Source organism: Nocardia sp. CC213A (genome assembly GCF_030766805.1).
Classification (GTDB): domain Bacteria; phylum Actinomycetota; class Actinomycetes; order Mycobacteriales; family Mycobacteriaceae; genus Nocardia; species Nocardia otitidiscaviarum.
On the sequence record NZ_JASFXA010000016.1, the window covers coordinates 104,106 to 122,192 of the forward strand.

Genomic DNA, 18,087 nt, shown 5'->3' on the forward strand with positions numbered 1-18,087 from the left:
GCCGAACGCGGCCCCGTGACCCGACGGTCACGGGGCCGCTGCCGTCCTACGGAGCACGAACCAATAAAGATGTAGCCTTCGCGCGGTGAAATGTAGTAGATATGCTACATACTGTTTGGCGTTTACTACTGAGAAGGTGTTATGGCTGTCGGCGACGACGTCGCTATCGACGTCGAGAACTTGCGCATGCGCTACGGCACCCGGGATGTGCTCCAGGACGTCACGTTCCAGGCACACCGCGGGGAGGTGCTGGTGCTGCTCGGACCCAACGGAGCGGGCAAGACCACCACCATCGAGATATTGGAAGGCTTTCGAATGCGGTCGGCGGGCCGCGCCGAGGTACTCGGCACCGATCCCGCGCACGGCGACGAGGCGTGGCGGGCGCGACTCGGGGTGGTGCTGCAATCCTGGCGCGATCACGGCAAGTGGCGGGTGCGGGAACTGCTCGGCCACCTGGGCATGTTCTATGCCCCCTACGCCACCCCGGACGTCCGAAGGCCCTGGGACACCGACGAACTCATCGCCGCCGTCGGCCTCACCGAACACGCCGACGCCAAGATCATGGCCCTGTCCGGCGGCCAGCGACGGCGGCTCGATGTGGCCATCGGCATCGTCGGCCGACCCGAACTGCTGTTCCTGGACGAGCCGACAGCGGGCTTCGATCCGCAGGCCCGGCGCGAATTCCACGACCTGGTGCACCGGCTCGCCGATGACGATCGCACCACCATCCTGCTCACCACCCACGATCTGGACGAGGCCGAGAAGCTGGCCGACCGCATCCTGATCCTGGCGGGCGGGCGCATCATCGCCGACGGCTCGGCCGACCAGCTCTCCCGCCGCATCGCCGGTGAGGCCGAAATCCGTTGGACCCGTGACGGTCAGCGCTTCGTCCACACCACGCCCGAATCGACGAAATTCGTCTACGAGCTGTTCCAGCAGCACGGCGAGGCCATCGGGGAACTCGAGGTACGCCGCGCCTCCCTCGAAGACACGTATATGACGCTGGTGCGCCGCTTCGAATCCGGGCAGGGCGAGGCCGAGGTGCACAGCCTGGAGGAGGTCACCCGATGAACCGCACCGAACCCGTCAACGCGGCCGTGCGCGCGGGCGTCCAGCGCGGCTGGATCGAACTGCGCCAGTCGCTCACCAACGGCATGGACCTGTTCTCCATGTTCTTCTGGCCGGTGCTGACCCTGGCGGCGCTGTTCTTCATGCGCAACGGCAGCTACGCGGCCACCGACCTGGGCTTGGGGGCGCTGGCACTGCCCGGCATCCTCGGCATGCTGTTGGCGTTCAACGGCATCTTCGGGATCGCGGGTTATCTGTCGCTGGAACGCGAGGACGGAACCCTGTTGCGCGCCAAGGCCACCCCCAATGGCATGGTCGGCTATCTGATCGGCAAGATCCTCACCACCTCCGGCCAGGTCATCGCCCAGGTGCTGTTGATACTGGTGTTCGGCACCATGCTGGTGGGTGGGGTGGAGCTGAATTCCGTGGGCCGCTGGCTCACCTTGCTCTGGGTGATGGCACTGGGCCTGCTGGCCACGCTGCCGATCGGCGCGATCCTCGGCTCGGTGTTCGAGAACCCGCGTTCGATGGGCATCATGTTCTTGCCCATCATGGGTCTGGTGGCGATCTCCGGCATCTTCTATCCGATCACGGCCATGCCCGACTGGGTACAGGGGGCGGCGCAGGTGTTCCCCATCTACTGGCTGGGCCTGGGCATGCGTTCGGCCATGTTGCCGGACGACGCGGTGGCCGTCGAGATCGCGGGTTCATGGCGGCACTGGGAGACCGCCGCCGTACTGGGCGCGTGGACGGTGGCCGGGCTGCTCATCGCTCCGATCATGCTGCGCCGCATGGCCCGCCGCGAATCGGGCGCGAATCTGGCCGCACGCCGGGAGAAGGCGCTGCAACGTGCCTACTGAGGTCATCTACAACCGGATCGCGATGCTGCGCGCCGAGCGCGGCATCTCGCGCCGGGAACTGTCCGAGGCACTGGGCGTGCACTACCAGACGGTCGGTTATCTGGAACGCGGCGAGTACAGCCCCAGCCTGCACCTGGCCCTGCGGCTCGCCCAGTACTTCGAGGTACCGGTGGAGGTCATCTTCTCCACCACTCCCTTCCCCCGCCTCGGCTCCGAAACCGCCTGAGCGGCGACCGTCCCGCCGTCCGAAACCGATGCCGGACGGCGGGCGTTCCGCACACGCGCCCCGCCGGGGCAGGTCAGGCGCTCTCGCCCTTCATGATCCGGAACACCGGCACGGCGTGCCCGGCCTTGTCCGAGACCTCGATGGCCTTGCGCCACAGGCTCTGCGAGACGTGCGAGAGGGTGGCGTCCACCCCGACTTCTTCGCTGGCGTCGATGATGTGCTGGGCACCGGCGTCCATCATGCGGTAGGCGGAGATATCGCCCCAGCCGCCCTGCTGCGCCGCACCGGCGTACTCCTCCATGAAGAACGGGTAGGCACCGGCGGCGCGCACCGCGTAGGGCAGGAACTGGGCGATGTCGTGGCCGGAGCGGTCGATCATGGCGAGCGCCTGGTCGTAGGCCAGCATCCAGGGGTGGAAGACGGTGAGCAGGGCCTGGTAGAAGATCTGCGACAGGCCGTCGTCCGCGCCCAGGTACTCCGGCGGGCTCAGCGGCGTGAGCAGTTCGGCGTGCGCGTCGAACACCTCGCGGGGACCGCTGTAGAAGATGTAGGACGACGGGTGCTCGATATTGTCGCCCGCGGACATGACGCCACCCGCGATGAACTGCGCGCCGTGCGAGCGCACCCACTTGCCGCCCGCGCGGGCCTGCTCCGGGGAGTCTGAGGACAGGTTGGCGATGATCTTGCCCGCCAGGTGGTCGGTGGCCTGGCCGAGCACGTCATACATGGCGGCGTAGTGGGTGAGGCTGAGGACGGCGACCTCGTTGGCGTCGAGCGCCTCGGCGACGGTGGCCGCCCGCTTGGCCCCGAGTTCCACCATGGCGTCGACCTTGGCCGTGCTCCGGTTCCACACCGTCACCTCGTACCCGGCCTTCAGGAAGGCCCGGACCATGGCCTGACCCATCGGGCCCAGACCGAGGACGGAGACGGAATGCTGCTGCTGAGACATGTTTTGCCCCTTCGGAATCGTGACGTGGTTGCTGTCGGCGCCGACTCCGATACTGGTCGCGACCGATAGGCTCGGGAAGACCGCACGTTCGAGTGGGGTTGCTTACCTCGAGGTTCGAAATCTGGTCAGGAGGACACGGTGTCGCAGGCGAGTGACGCGGATCACGATGTGTGCGGTATGTCCGTGGCCATCGACGTGGTCGGTGGCAAGTGGAAGCTGCACCTCATGTGGGTGCTCGGCGAGGGCCCGCAGCGGTTCGGCGAGATCCGCCGCCTGCTGGACGGGGTCAGCGAGAAGGTGCTCGCGGAGAACCTGCGGCATCTGGAGGCCAGCGGTGTGGTGCACCGCGAGGTCTACCCCGAGATCCCGCCGCGGGTGGAGTATTCCCTGACTCCGCTGGGGCAGGAGCTCAACGAGGCGTTGGGGCCGCTGGAGCGCTGGGGCGAGCGCAATCGGGACCGGGTGCTCGGCCGTCCGCTCACCGCCGCGAGCTAGCCGGTCCGCGTCAACGGCCGCGCGCGCGATGCGCGGTGCGGGTGGTCCGCCCGTCACCGGCCGCGGGTGACTTCGCGCCGATGCGCTGGCCGATGCGCTCGAGGATGGCAGCGGCGTCGGCCATGCAGCGTTCCGGGCTCGGCTCCAGATCCGACAGGGCGAGGTGCGCGGTGAAACCGGCCTCGCGCAGCTGATTCGCGCTGAGCTGGATGCGCCCGGCGACCGCCATGACCGGAACGCCCGCCGCACGGGCGGCATCCCGGACGCCCATGGGCGCTTTGCCGTGCAGGCTCTGGGTGTCCAGCGACCCTTCACCGGTGATTACCAGGTCGGCACCGCGGAGGTGGGTGCGGAAGTCGATGAGTTCCAGGACCAGTTCGATCCCCGGGCGCTTGGTGGCGCCGAGGACGGCCAGCGCGCCGAAACCGGTTCCGCCCGCCGCGCCCGCACCGGACGCATCGGCCAGTTCGGGTGCGACGATCCGGGCCCAGTTCGCCAGAGCGTCCTCGAGCAGCGCCTGATCCTTCGGCTTCGCGCCCTTCTGCCGGGCGTACACCGCCACCGCACCGTTCGGTCCGAGCAGCGGGTTGTCCACATCGCTGGCGAGGATGACATGGGCGTCGGCCAGCGCGGGATGCAGACCGCTCCGATCGATCCGGTCGGCGAACCGCAGAGCCGCGCCGCCGCACGGCAATTCGGTGCCGTCGGCGGCGAGGACCCGCAGCCCGAGTGCCTGTAGCAGGCCCGCGCCACCATCGGTGGAGGCGCTGCCGCCGAGGCCGAGCACGATCTCCCGCGCGCCATGCTCGAGCGCGTGCGCGACGACCACCCCCAGCCCGTAGGTGCTGGCCCCCAGCGGATCCTGCTGCCCGCCCGGCAGTTTCGACAGTCCCACCACGGCGGCGAGTTCGATGACCGCGGTCCGGCCGCGGCGCGCGTAGGAGCAGGGGGCCGGGTCGCCGGTGGGTCCGGGCGCGTGCAGGTGCACCCGCGTCCAGCCCGCGGCGAGGAAGGCGTCCACGGTGCCGTCCCCGCCGTCGGCCACGGGCAGTCGCACCACGTCCGCGCCGGGCGCGGTGCGCCTGATACCGCGCGCGAGCGCGTCCGCGACCTCGGCCGCCGTGAGCGAACCCTTGAACTTGTCGGGTGCCAGCACCACCCGACGCGGCCCCTTCTGCGTCATCACCACAGTCTGCACGCTGCGGCGAGCGACCGCTGCCCCCACCTGCGCCACGCCCGGTCGCCGCGCGAACCGATCTCCCGACACGCCCGGAGCGCGAGTAATGGCAATCGGTGCAAATCGACCACGGGCCACCCGATAGCGTCGTGCCCATGTCGAGTGAGTCGAATGAGTCGATCGAGGTGCGCCGCAATCCCGCCTTGGATCGCTTCGAGCTACTGGTCGACGGCCTGGTGGCGGGGGTGACCTCCTATCAGGACACCGCGAACGAGCGGGCCTTCGTGCACACCGAGATCTACCCGCAGTACGAGGGCCGCGGCTACGGCCGCAAGCTGGTGCAGGGCGCACTGGACGCCACCCGCGACGAGGGCCTCGGCATCCTGCCGCTCTGCCCGATGGTGCACCACTTCGTGGAGTCGCGGCCGGAGTACCTGACGCTGGTTCCGCACTGGTCCAGGGAACGACTGGGGCTACCCCAGCACTGAACCGGCCCAGCACTCAGTACGCCGCCACAGCTCCGTCCAGCGCCGCCTGCAACTCGCTCTTCACCAGCCGCGCGATCTCCGCGGGGCGGGTGGGCAGGTCGGCGACCGGCACGCCGAAGTAGAAGCTGGCCGACTTGACCTGCTCCTTGGTCGGCTCCACGGTCGGATCGGATCGCGGACCGTAGCTCAGGCCGATGCTCACCAGGGCGGGCTCCGCGCCCAACTTCATGGACTTGAAGGCGATGTGCCCGATGCCGCTGCCCACCGACTGGACCTGGGTGGGATCCACGTCATTGCAGGTGCCCTCGGGGAACACCGCCATGCCGTCGCCGCGGAAGAGCCGCTCGGCGCAGACCTCGATCATCCGCTGCCCCGCGGCGTTCACGGCGCGGATGCCGTGGTCCTTTCCGCGGAAGACCGGGATCCCGCCCATCATGTCGATCCGGCGGCGCTGCTTTGCCTCGGCGAACAGCTCATCCTTGGCCAGCACCCGGGTCCGGCCGATCACGGGCCGCAGCCCGCTGCGCCAAGCCGCCGCGGCAACGGTGTAGGGATCGAGCTGGGAGAGGTGGTTGATCGAGATGAGCAGCGGACAACCCTCGGAAATCAACTCCCGCAGGCGCTCTCGCGCCCCTGGCGCATATGCGACCCGCGGATGGTAGCGACGCCCGAGCAACGCGTAGGCACCCCACGCCTGCAGTCGATTCTGCTGATGCTCCCGGTAGAAGTCGTACACGGCATCGCTGTTCTCGAGGACGACCTCGGGACGTTCCATGGGGAAACCCTAACTCGGTTCGTTTGCCCCCGCCGCACTCCCCGATATGGGCCCTTGACCAAAACAAACCGAGCCAATCGGGGGGTAGCGGTGCGATGATGTCGAGGTGGCACGCGCAGAGGAACACGGCGATCGTTCTCGACGCGAATCCCGGCACGAGGATCAGGTGGTTCGGCCGGGCACACTGCTGGTGTCCGCGACCGACCTGGTGGAACCGTCGTTCCGGCGCACCGTCGTGTACATCATCGAGCACAACGACGCGGGCAGTCTGGGCGTCGTACTGAACCGGCCCAGCGACACCGCGGTGCACGACGTGCTACCGAACTGGGCCGAGGTGGCGGCGTCGCCGCGCGCGCTGTACATCGGCGGCCCGGTGAAACGCGATGCCGCCCTGTGCCTGGCCCTGGTGAAGGTGGGCACCCCGGTCACCGAGGTACCGGGTCTGCGCAGGGTGGACGGGCGCGTGGCGCTGGTGGATCTGGATTCCGATCCCGAGGTGATCGCGCCGCTGGTGGAGGGCCTGAGAGTGTTCGCGGGCTATGCGGGCTGGACCTTCGGACAGCTGGAGGGCGAATTGGACCGCGGGGACTGGATCGTGCTGTCGGCGCTGCCGAGCGATCCCATCGCGGGCCGCGGCGATCTGTGGGCGCAGGTGCTGCGCCGCCAGCCGCTGCCGCTCTCCCTGTTGGCGACCCATCCGATCGAGGTGGAGCGCAATTGATCTGAACCCGCGGCCGGTCTGCGTCGTGGGTGGGTAGCGGGAGGTGCATCCGATGCCCGAGGAACAGGCCGAACTGCTGCGGGTGCTCTATGACGAGCACGCCACGGCACTGTGGCGCTACACCTACGGACTCGTCGGCGATCCGGGCCGTGCCGAGGACATCGTGCAGGAGACCCTGCTGCGTGCCTGGCAGCGACCCGCCGTGCTGGATCAGTCCACGCATTCGGCCCGCGCGTGGCTGTTCACGGTCGCCCGGCATCTGGCGGTGGACGAGTACCGCAGTGCCCGCAATCGACGGGAGTTCCGGATGGACCATCCGCCGGAGCAGCCGGTGGCGGATCAGGCCGACCGCGCGCTGGACGGCTGGCTGGTGGCCGACGCCCTGGCGCGGCTCAGTCCGGACCACCGGGCGGTGATCGTGCGCGCCTACTACCGCGGGCTGTCGACGCATCAGATCGCCACGGAACTGGATATCCCGGAAGGAACGGTGAAGTCCCGCATGCACTACGGGATGCGGGCGCTCCGGCTGGCGCTACAGGAGATGGGGGTGACCAAGTGACGGAAACGGTTGCGGGACGGGAGCCCTGCGCTGCCTACGAAACCTGGGACGGACCGTACGTCCTGGGCGCGCTCACCCGTGCCGAACGCCGCGACTACGAGGAACACCTTGCCGGATGTGACCACTGCCGCGCGGCGGTGACCGAACTGGCGGGGCTGCCCGGACTGCTCGCGCTCGTGACCGCCGAGACCGCCGAGGCCGTCGCCACCGCGGACACGCCCGCGGATACCGTGCCGCCGCCACCGGATCGACTGCTGTCCGGCCTGGCCGCGCGGGCACGCCGGGAGCAGCGCCGCGCCCGGCTGTGGTCCATCGGCGGCGCGCTCGCGGCCGCCGCCGCGGCGGTGCTGATCGCGGTGCCGGTGACGACCGCGGTCACCGACCGCGCGCCCGTCTCGGTCCAGCAGGTGGTGGCGCAGGGTCCGCTGGAATCACCGGACCCGATCCCGATCACCGCGACCTTCGAACTGCTGGCGGTGAACGGGGAATCGCGCGTGGACATGTGGTGCGCCTACGCGGCCAGCGACTACGCCTATGAGTGGGAGCTGTCGCTGTGGGTGGTGCGCACGGACGGCACCCAGTCCAAGTTGGCGGAGTGGACCGCCGCGCCCGGAGCGGAATTCACCCCGGACGGAACGACTTCCGTGCCCCCGGAACGGTTGCGGGCCATCGAGGTGCGCGACGAGGCGGGCCGGGTGCTGCTGTCGGCGACGCTCGGGCAGTAGCGGGGCGACGTGAAACCCCCTGCGAAGGCAGGGGGTTTCACCCGGTCGGTCAGTTCGCGCGCCTGCGGAACATGGCATTGGACCAGAGGTAGCCGAGCACCGCGAGAGCCACGCACCAGGCGATGGCCAAGATGCCGTTCTTGCCGATCTCGGTGCCCATCAGCAGTCCGCGCAGGGTTTCGGTGATCGGCGAGAAGGGCTGGTACTCGGCGAACTGCCGCACCCCGGCGGGCATGGTGTCGGTGGGCACCAGACCGCTGCCGAGGAAGGGCAGCATGGTGATGGGCAGCGGCAGATTGCCCGCGCTCTCCGGGGTCTGGGCGATCAAGCCGATGCCGACCGCCAGCCAGTTCAGCGCGATGGTGACGAGGACGATCAGGCCAAGGGCCGCAAGCCATTCCAGTGGATTCGCGTTCGTGCGGAAACCGACGGCGAAAGCCACCAGAGTCATGGCGATCACGCCGAGCAGGGCCTGGATGGCGGTACCGATCACCTGGCCGTTGAGCATGGCCGACTGCGAGATCGACATGGACCGGAACCGACTGACAATGCCCTTGGTCATATCGCTGGCCACCATGACCGCCAGACCCGCGCAGACGAACGCCGGAACCATCAGCATCATGCCGGGGGCCAGGTAGTCGATGTACTTCGCGTCCCCGGTGGCCTCCTTCAGCGCGCCGCCGAAGATGTAGTTGAACATCAGCAGCAGAATGATCGGCATCAGCACAACGCTCGTCGCCAGCCCGGGATAGCGCTTGGCGTGCAGCAGATTCCGGCGCAGCATCGTCTTGGTGTCGGCGATCCCGTGCGATCTGGTGTCATAGGTTCGGGTCGCGGTCTGCACGGTGCTCATCGCACGATCTCCTGTTCGATGCGGTCGGTGTCGGCGCGGCCGGCGTCGGCCGATCCGGATCCGGTGAGGGCGAGGAAGACGTCGTCGAGGTCGGGCGTGTGCACGGACAGCCCCTCGGGTTCGATGCGCTCGACATCGAGGCGGTCGAGCACCTCGCGCACCGAACGCACCCCGCCGTCGCTGGGGATGGCGAGGGTCAGATCACCATTGACCTGTGCGGCGCCCCCGAATATCCGGGCGGCGGCGACCAAGGCGTCCCGGTCGGCGAAGTCGAGCCGGATGTAGCCGCCGGGGACGAGCCGCTTGAGTTCGTCCGCCGTACCCTCGGCGACGATGCGGCCGTCGTGCAGTACCGCGATGCGGTCGGCCAGCTGATCGGCCTCCTCCAGATACTGCGTGGTGAGCAGCACGGTGACGCCGCCCGCGACCAGGTCGCGCACGATATCCCAGACCACGCGGCGGCTGCGCGGGTCCAGGCCCACGGTGGGCTCGTCGAGGAAGATGACGCTCGGATCACCGACCAGGGTCATGGCCAGGTCGAGGCGGCGGGTCATGCCGCCGGAATAGCCGCCCGCGGGTCTGTCGGCGGCCTCCTCCAGGTCGAAGCGCCGCAGCAGTTCGTCGGCGATGGCGGCGCTCTCGCTCCGGGGCAGATGGTGCAGATCGCCCATGAGCAGCAGGTTTTCGCGCCCGGTGAGCAGTTCGTCCACGGCGGCGAACTGTCCGGTGACGCCGATGGCGGACCGCACCCCGGCGGGCTCGCTCGCGAGGTCGTACCCGTCGACGGTGACGGTGCCGCCGTCCGGGCGGAGCAGGGTGGCGAGGATGCGCACGGTGGTGGTCTTGCCCGCGCCATTCGGGCCGAGCAGGGCGAAGATGGTGCCCTCGGGGACCGCGAGGTCGATCCGGTCGAGCACGATGTGCTCACCGAAGGATTTGCACAACCCGTCGGCCACGATGGCCGGGGTGCGGTGTGCGACGGTCATAGGTTGCTTCTTTCATCATGGGATACGAATAAATGCATGGATCAAGTAGGCCGTGACAGCCCGGCGGGCCGGTCAAGGTTTCGCGGTCGTCTATTCGGTTGGGAGGCGGGTTACTCGACTCAGATGTCGAGGTCCTCCACCGGCGGGCGGTCGGCGATATCGGCGACGCGCCGGAACAGCTGATCGGGGATCAGCCCCCGCAGCTCCTCGATGTCGTCCACGATGGTCAGGTTGTAGTCACCCCAGTCCGGGTCGCCGACGCCGAACATGCGCCGCCAGCTCTTCCTATCCGTCAGCGATCCGGTGACCATGTCGTTCCAGTCGGCGACATGGTCGTGGGCGACGAATTTGCCCTTGCGGCTGCGGTACACCCGCACGTGCCGCTGCGCGGTGTCGTCCATATCGCGCCATTCGCCCAGCAATGAACCGGAGAAGCGGACCTGGCGCACCCCGTTGTGCCCCACGGGGAGCACAATCTCCTCGAAGCCCTCGAGTCGGCCCTCCTCCAGTTCGATATAGCGACGCAGTGCCGTCACGATCGCACCGGACAGATTGCCGCCGACCAGCTCCTGGGCACGGCTGAACAGCGTCAGGTCGTCATCGGATACGTAGATCGTCTTGTTCGGCATGACTTCACTATACGTAGACGTATACGTACACACAAGACTCGACATTCCAGCCCGGTCGAATCGCCGATAATGCAGCGTTGAACCACTCGTGGATCGGCTCCGTATCTCCCTACACGCGGCGGGCACCGGCTCTCGACAGCCCGTCGGCAGCGAGAGGACGTGTATGGACAGCGGGGCCCGGGTCGCCGACTATCTGGTTCGAGCCGTTTCGCGACTGGGGATCCGGCATCTGTTCGGCGTGGACGGCGCGAATATCGAAGACCTCTACGATGCCGTGTTCGACCACAATGCCGCCCTCGAACGGCGGGCCGACGACGACCGCTCACCGCTCACCGCCGTGGTCGCCAAACACGAATTCTCCGCCGCCACCATGGCCGACGGCTACGCCCGCTCCACCGCCGGACTCGGCGTGGTCGTCGCGACCTCCGGCGGCGGCGCGGTGAACCTGGTCGCCGGACTGGCCGAATCCTTCGCCTCCCGAGTCCCCGTCCTTGCACTCGTCGGGCAGCCCCCGACGGTCCTGGAAGGCAAGGGCGCCTTCCAGGACTCCAGCGGTCGAGCGGGGGCATTCGACGCCGTGCGGTTGTTCTCACCCCTCACCCGCTACTGCGCGCGCGTCGAATCCCCCGCCGACCTTCCCACGCAGCTGCGCGACGCGGTGGCGGCGGCCCGGTCCGGCGGGCCCGCGGTACTGTTGCTGCCCAAGGATATTCAGCAGGCCGAGCTGTCGACGCCGCCCGAATTCCACCCGCCCGCGCGGGCGCACCGCCGCGATCGCGCCGGGCTGGAGCGGGTGCGGCGGGCGCTGCGGACCGCCCGCGCCACCGGCAAGGTGGTGATCATCGCCGGTGACCAGGTCGCCCGCGACGACGCCCGAGACGAATTGGCAAGGCTCGCACGCCTGCTCGACGCCTCGGTCGGCGTCGCACCCGATGCCAAGGACGTCTACGACCATCATGCGCCCGGCTACTGCGGAGTGGCGGGCAGCATGGGACATCCCGAACTGCTCGACGCGCTGCACCGGGCGGAGCTGTGTCTGCTCGTCGGCACCCGAATGCCGATCACGGCGCGGGCCGGGCTGGAGGACGCGCTGAGCGCGGTCACGCTGGCCGGTATCGGAGCCGAATCACCGTTCCTGCCCAGCCTGCACGCCCACACCACCGACCTGGCCGCCACGCTCGCCGACCTGTGCACCGATCTCACCCACCCCACCGGCGATATCGCACCCGCCGTCCGCGATTCCGGCCGTGTGACTAGTGAATACGCGTCCACGACCACGCCCCTCGGTTCCGGACCGGAGTTGCCGACGCCGGCCGGGGCGCAGTCGCGGGTGAACGTGCTCACCCCCCTCGACGTCCCCCCGGCCGACGGACCGGGCCTGCGGTATCGCGCCATCGTCGAAACCCTCAACGACGCGCTGCCGGACGGCACGGACGTCTTCGCCGACGCGGGCAATACCGGCGCGTCGGTGGTCCACCATCTGCGCGTGCCGCGCGGCGGACGCTTCACCGTCGCACTGGGGATGGGCGGGATGGGGTACGCGTTCGGAGCCGGAATCGGTTCCGCCTTCGCCCGGTGCCGCCGCGCCGACGGCGAGGTGCGGCACACCGTCGTCATCGCCGGAGACGGCGCGTTCTTCATGCACGGCATGGAGATCCACACCGCCGTCGAACACCGGCTGCCCATCACCTTCGTGGTGCTCAACAACAACGCGCACGCCATGTGCATCACCCGCGAACAGCTCTTCTACGGAGACCGCTACAGCTACAACCGCTTTCAACCCGCCGATATCGGCGCGGGCGTGGCCGCCATGTTCCCGGGCCTGCGCACCCATCGACCCACCACCCTCGCCGAACTCGCCGCGACGCTGCGGCGGTGCGTCGGCGCCCCGGGACCCTCGTTCGTGGCCGTGGACTGCGATCCGGACGAGGTCCCCCCGTTCACCCCCTTCCTGACCGCTTCGAGGAGGCTCCCGTGACCACCGCCCTGCCCGCTCTCAGCGATATTCCGGAGGAGGTGGTGCCCGGAGTGCTGCGGATCGAGAACTCCGACCGGGAGGCCACCACGCCGATCATCATGGACATGCTGCGGTCGGTGTATCCGCACGATCAGATCTTCGGGCAGTACTGTCCGGTCCAGGACTACATCGCCGCGCCGCCCCGGGAGGTCTACGAATACCTTTCGGACACCAGGAGTCTGGAGGAGTGGACCTACAGTCTGCGCGGCTTCACCGAGACCGACGAGCCGGGACTGTGGCTGGCCGCCGATCGGTTGGGACCGAACACCGAGATCTACACCCGCACCGTCGCCAATCCGGACGCCATGACGGTCGACTACCACTGCGCCTGGGATCAGGGCGAACACCTGTGGATGATCTATCTGATGCGGGTGGTCGACGCCCAGGTGGTGTTGAACAAGCCGGGATCGGTGGTGCTGTGGACGAACTGCCGCCACCCGTTCTACGACGAGAACCCCTATCCGGACGCCGCGCCCCCGGGCCGTTCGGTCTGGGTGGGTGACTTCTGGGAGATGTTCTCCGCCGGGCACAAGCTCGAACTCGACAATCTCAAGGCGATCTGCGAATACCGTGCCGCGCACGGCCTGCCGATCAAGCCCGACTGGATGAAGTGAGGTAGCGCAGTGGATTTCACCGACCCGGCGCTCGCACTGCCACCGGTCAGCCTGGTGGACGTGGCGAGCTATCTGCCCGGCGACCCGGTCGGCACCGAGTACTTCACCCGGTTCTCCCGCTCGGAGCGGATGGCGAAGAACGTCATGTTCCGCGCCCCGCGCGCCCGCCATCACGTCGACCGTGACGAGACGGCGGTGGACATGGTGGAGCGCGCCGTCGAGCCGCTCATCGAACGCCATGGGCGCGAGTACATCTCGTCGATCGACATCCTGCTCACGCACACCCAGTTGCCGGACAATCCCGTGCTGGGGGCCGGTCCCGAGGTGGCACGGCGGCTGGGGATGCGACCCAAGCATGTGATCGACGTGCACAACGGCGGCTGCGCGGCGTTCGTGCACATGATGTCGCTGGCGCGGGATCTGATGCGCGCCACCGACGCCCGCACCGCGCTCATCGCCGCCACCCAGAACTGCGCGGGGCCGGTCTTCACCCAGTCCGAGATTCGCGGCAAGGCACAGGCGCCGGTGCCCGGCGACGGCTGCGGCGTGGGCCTGCTGGTGAAGGACAACAGCGCGCCGATCCTGGGTATCGAATGCCGTACGTACCCCGAATTCGCCGGGGATATGGACTTTTCCACCGGTTCCGAGCGCAAGTACTGGGAGCCGGGCGAGGGGCAGGGCTGTGTGACCTTCAGCGAATCCAAGATCACCAAGGTGTTCGCGCGCGGCAATCGGCTGGTGCCCGAGGTGGCCCTGGCGGTCTGCGACCGCATCGGGGTGAAGGGCCGCGATATCGACACCTTCGTCACCAATCAGCCCAACCGGCTGTTCCTGCGCAACTGGCACGACGCCCTGGAACTGCCTGCCGAACGTCACCCCGACACCTTCGACGAATGCGGAAACCTGTTCGCCGCCGCCATTCCCGTCACCCTCGACGCGGAGCAGCGGGCGGGGCGGCTGCGGCCCGGATCGGTGGTGCTCATGTCGGCCTTCGCCCACGCCGGGGACTTCGCGGGCGCTGCCGCCGTGCGCTGGGGTGCGGTCGGATGACCGCCCTGCCGGTGCCCGGCACCCCGGAACCGGGTGGCGCACCGGTTCGCTACGACCTGAGTCTGAGCGAGAACCCCTTTCCCCCACTGCCTTCGGTACTGCGGGCGCTCAGCGCGGAACTGCCCCGCACGAATCTGTACCCGGAGTTCGAGCCGCGGCGGCTGCCGCGGCTCATCGCCGAGCACGTGGGGGTGACGCCGGACCAGGTGGTGGTCGGGACCGGAGCCACCGGGGTGACCATGCAGATCATGCAGACCCTGGCCGCCCCCGGCCGTCGCATGGTGTTCGCGACGCCCACCTTCGACGGCTACCCGATCATGGCGGCCATGACCGGGCTGGAATCGGTCGGCATAGCGCTGGATTCGTCCGGTCGGCAGCGCCTGTGGGATATGGTCGCGGCGATCGACGACCGGACCGACCTGGTGGCGGTATGCCGCCCGCACAATCCGACCGGAACGGTGGTCTCCGGCAGTGAGCTGAAGGCGTTCCTGCACGCCGTGCCCGCCCGGACACCGGTGATCCTGGACGAGGCGTACGTCGAATTCCTCGGGGCGGCCGAGGCTCTCGACACGATAGAGCTGGTCCGGCGGCATCCGAACCTGCTGGTGCTGCGCACCTTCTCCAAGGCGTACGGGCTGGCCGGGCTGCGCATCGGCTACGCCTTCGGATCCGAGGAGCTCATGCGCCGGGTACGACGGCTGCAACTGCCGTTCGGGATGCCGAGCGGCGCGGTGGCGGCGGTGGCGGCCTCCTACGCGGCGGCCGACGAACTCGCCGTGCGCGTCCTGCGCATCACCACCGAACGGGAACTGCTGCGTACCCGGTTGCGGCGCAACGGCATCCGGGTTCCGCGCGGCAGCGGCAACTTCCTGTATCTGCCCGGCGACGGTGTCGCGGCCGCGCTGGCGCGGGCCGGGATCGTGGCCAAACGCTATCCGGACGGCAGCGCGCGCATCGCGGTCGGCGATGCCGCGGCCGGGCGGGCGGTGCTGCGCGCGCTCACCCGCGGTCCGGGGGCGGCGCGCCGTCCACTCTCGCCCGAGGACAGCATCCGCGCCCGCACGGTGCGCGCGGCGGACGAACTCACTCGGCGGTCCGCGCCCACCGCTGCGCCAGGGCAGCGCAGGTGATCAGCTGCACCTGGTGGAAGATCATGAGCGGCAGCACGATCAGGCCGACCGGCGCGCCCGCGAAGAGCACCGTGGCCATCGGCAGTCCGGTGGCCAAACTCTTCTTGGAACCGCAGAACACCACCACGATGCGGTCGGCCCGATCGAATTTCGCGAGATCGCCCACCAAGGCCGTCGCCGCCAACACGATGGCCAGCAGCGCGCAGCACACCGCGGTGAGTCCGACGATCCGCCACGGCGACATGGACTGCCAGATGCCCTCCACCATGCCCGCGCTGAACGCGCTGTAGACCACCAGCAGGATCGAGCCGCGATCCACCAGTTTGGTGGACTCGGCGTGGCGCGCGAGCCATCCGGAGATCCGGGGCCGCAGCAGTTGTCCGATGAGGAAGGGCACCAGCAGTTGCAGCACGATGTCCACGATCGCGCCGAGATCCACCTCGGCCTGTCCGGTGGTGCTCATGAGCAGGATCACCAAGGCGGGGGTCAGGAAGACGCCCAGCAGATTCGACAGGGTGGCGCTGACGATGGCTCCCGCCAGATTCCCCTTGGCGATGGCGGTGAACGCGATCGAGGACTGGACCGTGGACGGCACCAGGGTCAAGAAGAGCAAACCCGTGTGCAGATCCTCGGTGAGCACGGTGGGCACCAAGACATGCGAGGCCAGACCGAGCAGCGGGAACAGGACGAAGGTGCAGGCGAGCACGGTGAGGTGCAGCCGCCAGTGGGTGAGACCGGCCAGCGCCTCGGGAGGGTGCAGACGCGCGCCGTACAGCAGGAACAGCAATGCGATGGCAATCTTGGTCAGCCAGCCCACCACCTCCGCGCCGTCACCCCGGGCCGGAAAGACGCTGGCCAGGACGACTACCGCGAGTATCGACAGGATGAATCCGTCGATGTAGAACTTGCTGAGAAATCGCACCGGTCGAGATTAGTCCCGGATGTCGGACCGCTCGGTCGCGGAGGTTTAAAACGATGCGTGGGTGCTAATGTCAATATGAGTTAGCCGACAGGACCTGAATGCTTCGGAAAGGATCGCCGATGACCACAGCTCACGCAGTTCACGAAGCCCACGACCACAAGCACGGCCCCGAATGCGGGCACGTTGCCGTACCGCACGGCGATCACACCGACTACGCCCACGACGGCCATCTGCACCGCGCCCACGACGGGCACTACGACGAATGCGAGCCCGCCGGGCACGCCGCGCACGACGCCCACGAGCACGCCCACGGCGAGGGCTGCGGCCACGTGGCCGTGCCGCACGGCGACCATGTGGACTACATTCACGACGGCCACCGCCACGCCGCACACGACGGGCATTACGACGAGCACTGAGTCATTACGAGAACCGAGTACCGACCGAATCCCGCGCCCGCGACGGGGACGGCCAGCCGCGAGCTGGTCCGCTTCACCCTCGCCGGGCGCGAGTTCGTAGTGCGGCAGACCATTGTCGAACCCGGTGGCCAGAGCGGCTGGCACTATCACGACGGCACGCTGTTCGTGCTGGTCACCGGGGGCGACCTCGACCACCCGTGGACCGACTGCGTACCGCTCACCCATCGGCGCGGGCGGATCTTCCGAGAGCCCAGCGGACCGGAACACGCGCATCTGGCGCGCAATCTCGGGACGAAACCGCTGCGGCTGACCGTCCTCTACGTCAACCCGCCCGGAAGTCCGCTGTCACGCGGTATCCCTCCCCCGCCCTGCGCGCGCTGAACGACGAGTCCGGCATGCTGGCACCATGATCGAGATCGTCACCGTCGCCAGCGAGCGGGACCGGGCCGACGCCTATGCCATTCGCATGGCGGTATTCGTCGAGGAGCAGGGCGTGCCCGCGGAGATCGAGCTCGACGAACTCGACGCGACCGCCGATCACTTCCTGGCCCGCCTCGACGGGGAGCCCATCGGGGCCGGACGGCTGACGCGCCGCGACGACATCGGCGTACTCGGACGGCTGGCGGTGGCGAAGCGGGCGCGCGGCACCGGTTTGGGCGCGGCGCTGGCGCGCGCCATCGAGGAGCGGGCGCGCGAACGGGGACTGGTCGCGGTGGAACTGCACGCGCAGACCCAGGCGCAGGGCTTCTACGAACGGCTCGGCTACACGGCCTTCGGCGAGCCGGACTGGGAGGACGCGGGAATCGAGCACATCTGGATGCGCAAGCCGCTCTGAACTGGAGCGCGGTGTATCAGTGCGCGACCGGAGCGCGGTGTATCAGTGCGCGGCGGGTTCGCAGGCGTCGCGCAGCGAGCAGGACCCGCAGGCGCTGCCGCAGCCGCCGACCTCCTTGGCCGGGGTCAGCCCCTCGATGGCCTGGGCAGCGGCATTGGCTCCCGCGCCCAGCGTGAGGAAGGCGATCACCACGGTGCCGACCGGCACCAGAATCGCGGCGAGGCCACCGGCGACCAGCGCCACCACCCCGCCCGCGGCGAGCAGGATCCCGGCCCCGATGGACGTGGGCCCGGCCACTCGATTGGCCAGCCGAAAGGCTTCCTCCGAGGCCAGCGCCTCGTCGGTGTGCACCCCGAAGTAACGGTTCCCGGGCAGTGTGCCGGTCAGACCGAGCACCCCGGTGACGACGGCGACCGCCGCCAACACGAACAGGACCATTGCCACCACGAACACCCGAGCAGGCTACCAGCGCCACCCACCACGCCAGCGCCCGCCGGGTGTGAAGCACACCTCCCGATCCTCCCGTCCAGCCCTTTTGGCAAGGTTGAAACACCCCTTTCACCAGGACCTTGTAACCAGCCCCAGCGCAACC

General features: G+C 68.8%; 23 protein-coding genes. 15 read left to right on the plus strand and 8 right to left on the minus strand.

What is annotated here, in order from left to right:
- The first annotated feature begins 141 nt into the window (after positions 1–141).
- From QJS31_RS26345 to QJS31_RS26355, 3 genes are read left to right on the plus strand one after another with little or no spacing between them, the layout of a single operon-like run.
- Positions 142–1,071 carry an ABC transporter ATP-binding protein gene (locus tag QJS31_RS26345; RefSeq protein ID WP_282786034.1) on the plus strand — a complete coding sequence of 310 codons (930 nt, stop codon included), beginning with the start codon at positions 142–144 and terminating at the stop codon, positions 1,069–1,071.
- Complete coding sequence (locus tag QJS31_RS26350) at positions 1,068–1,928, plus strand: ABC transporter permease (protein WP_282786035.1); 861 nt, start codon at positions 1,068–1,070, stop codon at positions 1,926–1,928. Before QJS31_RS26345 ends, QJS31_RS26350 begins: the two co-directional genes overlap by 4 nt.
- Positions 1,918–2,154 carry a helix-turn-helix transcriptional regulator gene (locus QJS31_RS26355; protein ID WP_282786036.1) on the plus strand — a complete coding sequence of 79 codons (237 nt, stop codon included), beginning with the start codon at positions 1,918–1,920 and terminating at the stop codon, positions 2,152–2,154. The genes QJS31_RS26350 and QJS31_RS26355 overlap by 11 nt, the downstream gene beginning before the upstream one ends.
- 73 nt (positions 2,155–2,227) lie before the next feature.
- On the opposite strand, the gene QJS31_RS26360 is transcribed toward QJS31_RS26355, so the two are convergent.
- Positions 2,228–3,103, minus strand: coding sequence for an NAD(P)-dependent oxidoreductase (locus QJS31_RS26360; RefSeq protein ID WP_282786037.1), 876 nt, complete (start codon positions 3,101–3,103; stop codon positions 2,228–2,230).
- 177 nt (positions 3,104–3,280) lie between these two features.
- Here QJS31_RS26360 and QJS31_RS26365 point away from each other — a divergent pair, with 177 nt between their 5' ends.
- Complete coding sequence (locus tag QJS31_RS26365) at positions 3,281–3,598, plus strand: winged helix-turn-helix transcriptional regulator (protein WP_372341715.1); 318 nt, start codon at positions 3,281–3,283, stop codon at positions 3,596–3,598.
- 10 nt (positions 3,599–3,608) lie between these two features.
- Here the strand turns inward: QJS31_RS26365 and QJS31_RS26370 are convergent, their stop codons facing one another.
- A complete protein-coding gene (locus QJS31_RS26370) occupies positions 3,609–4,781 on the minus strand; it encodes a glycerate kinase (protein ID WP_306357992.1) in 1,173 nt (390 codons plus the stop codon).
- A 149-nt stretch (positions 4,782–4,930) separates the two neighbouring features.
- Here QJS31_RS26370 and QJS31_RS26375 point away from each other — a divergent pair, with 149 nt between their 5' ends.
- Positions 4,931–5,263: a GNAT family N-acetyltransferase gene (locus QJS31_RS26375; RefSeq protein WP_029930294.1), complete on the plus strand. Its 333-nt coding sequence runs from the start codon at positions 4,931–4,933 to the stop codon at positions 5,261–5,263.
- A 13-nt stretch (positions 5,264–5,276) separates the two neighbouring features.
- On the opposite strand, the gene QJS31_RS26380 is transcribed toward QJS31_RS26375, so the two are convergent.
- Positions 5,277–6,038, minus strand: a complete 762-nt coding sequence (locus QJS31_RS26380) for a 1-acyl-sn-glycerol-3-phosphate acyltransferase (protein ID WP_306357993.1) — start codon at positions 6,036–6,038, stop codon at positions 5,277–5,279.
- 106 nt (positions 6,039–6,144) lie between these two features.
- Here QJS31_RS26380 and QJS31_RS26385 point away from each other — a divergent pair, with 106 nt between their 5' ends.
- The 3 genes from QJS31_RS26385 to QJS31_RS26395 are packed head-to-tail and all read left to right on the plus strand — an operon-like array spanning position 6,145 to position 8,043.
- On the plus strand, positions 6,145–6,759 hold the full coding sequence (locus tag QJS31_RS26385; protein WP_280354764.1) for a YqgE/AlgH family protein: 615 nt from the start codon (positions 6,145–6,147) through the stop codon (positions 6,757–6,759).
- 52 nt (positions 6,760–6,811) lie between these two features.
- Positions 6,812–7,318 (plus strand): sigma-70 family RNA polymerase sigma factor, encoded by a 507-nt coding sequence (locus QJS31_RS26390; RefSeq protein ID WP_029930297.1) that lies wholly within the window; start codon positions 6,812–6,814, stop codon positions 7,316–7,318.
- The gene (locus tag QJS31_RS26395; RefSeq protein WP_306357994.1) at positions 7,315–8,043 is read left to right on the plus strand and encodes a zf-HC2 domain-containing protein; all 729 of its coding nucleotides are present in this window, start codon (positions 7,315–7,317) and stop codon (positions 8,041–8,043) included. Before QJS31_RS26390 ends, QJS31_RS26395 begins: the two co-directional genes overlap by 4 nt.
- A gap of 49 nt (positions 8,044–8,092) precedes the next feature.
- On the opposite strand, the gene QJS31_RS26400 is transcribed toward QJS31_RS26395, so the two are convergent.
- From QJS31_RS26400 to QJS31_RS26410, 3 genes are all read right to left on the minus strand, one after another.
- Positions 8,093–8,896 (minus strand): ABC transporter permease, encoded by an 804-nt coding sequence (locus QJS31_RS26400; protein WP_306357995.1) that lies wholly within the window; start codon positions 8,894–8,896, stop codon positions 8,093–8,095.
- Complete coding sequence (locus tag QJS31_RS26405) at positions 8,893–9,882, minus strand: ATP-binding cassette domain-containing protein (protein ID WP_282785294.1); 990 nt, start codon at positions 9,880–9,882, stop codon at positions 8,893–8,895. Before QJS31_RS26405 ends, QJS31_RS26400 begins: the two co-directional genes overlap by 4 nt.
- A gap of 119 nt (positions 9,883–10,001) precedes the next feature.
- Positions 10,002–10,511, minus strand: a complete 510-nt coding sequence (locus QJS31_RS26410; RefSeq protein WP_282785293.1) for an EXLDI protein — start codon at positions 10,509–10,511, stop codon at positions 10,002–10,004.
- Positions 10,512–10,674: 163 nt separating this feature from the next.
- Here QJS31_RS26410 and QJS31_RS26415 point away from each other — a divergent pair, with 163 nt between their 5' ends.
- Genes QJS31_RS26415 through QJS31_RS26430 form a run of 4 tightly spaced genes read left to right on the plus strand, consistent with a single transcriptional unit; the run spans position 10,675 to position 15,322 of the window.
- Positions 10,675–12,489, plus strand: coding sequence for a thiamine pyrophosphate-binding protein (locus QJS31_RS26415; RefSeq protein ID WP_306357996.1), 1,815 nt, complete (start codon positions 10,675–10,677; stop codon positions 12,487–12,489).
- Positions 12,486–13,142 (plus strand): SRPBCC family protein, encoded by a 657-nt coding sequence (locus QJS31_RS26420; RefSeq protein WP_306357997.1) that lies wholly within the window; start codon positions 12,486–12,488, stop codon positions 13,140–13,142. Before QJS31_RS26415 ends, QJS31_RS26420 begins: the two co-directional genes overlap by 4 nt.
- A 36-nt stretch (positions 13,143–13,178) precedes the next feature.
- On the plus strand, positions 13,179–14,192 hold the full coding sequence (locus tag QJS31_RS26425) for a 3-oxoacyl-ACP synthase III family protein (protein ID WP_306358025.1): 1,014 nt from the start codon (positions 13,179–13,181) through the stop codon (positions 14,190–14,192).
- Positions 14,189–15,322, plus strand: a complete 1,134-nt coding sequence (locus QJS31_RS26430) for an aminotransferase class I/II-fold pyridoxal phosphate-dependent enzyme (RefSeq protein ID WP_306357998.1) — start codon at positions 14,189–14,191, stop codon at positions 15,320–15,322. The genes QJS31_RS26425 and QJS31_RS26430 overlap by 4 nt, the downstream gene beginning before the upstream one ends.
- On the opposite strand, the gene QJS31_RS26435 is transcribed toward QJS31_RS26430, so the two are convergent.
- Positions 15,276–16,244 (minus strand): bile acid:sodium symporter family protein, encoded by a 969-nt coding sequence (locus QJS31_RS26435; RefSeq protein ID WP_282780315.1) that lies wholly within the window; start codon positions 16,242–16,244, stop codon positions 15,276–15,278. The two genes, QJS31_RS26430 and QJS31_RS26435, sit on opposite strands and share 47 nt — an antisense overlap.
- A gap of 119 nt (positions 16,245–16,363) precedes the next feature.
- Here QJS31_RS26435 and QJS31_RS26440 point away from each other — a divergent pair, with 119 nt between their 5' ends.
- From QJS31_RS26440 to QJS31_RS26450, 3 genes are all read left to right on the plus strand, one after another.
- Positions 16,364–16,660, plus strand: a complete 297-nt coding sequence (locus tag QJS31_RS26440) for a hypothetical protein (protein ID WP_282780313.1) — start codon at positions 16,364–16,366, stop codon at positions 16,658–16,660.
- 99 nt (positions 16,661–16,759) lie between these two features.
- On the plus strand, positions 16,760–17,041 hold the full coding sequence (locus tag QJS31_RS26445; RefSeq protein ID WP_306357999.1) for a cupin domain-containing protein: 282 nt from the start codon (positions 16,760–16,762) through the stop codon (positions 17,039–17,041).
- Between the two features lie 25 nt (positions 17,042–17,066).
- A complete protein-coding gene (locus QJS31_RS26450) occupies positions 17,067–17,495 on the plus strand; it encodes a GNAT family N-acetyltransferase (protein ID WP_282780310.1) in 429 nt (142 codons plus the stop codon).
- Positions 17,496–17,537: 42 nt separating this feature from the next.
- Here the strand turns inward: QJS31_RS26450 and QJS31_RS26455 are convergent, their stop codons facing one another.
- Positions 17,538–17,948, minus strand: coding sequence for an SdpI family protein (locus tag QJS31_RS26455; protein WP_282780308.1), 411 nt, complete (start codon positions 17,946–17,948; stop codon positions 17,538–17,540).
- Between the last annotated feature and the right edge of the window lie 139 nt (positions 17,949–18,087).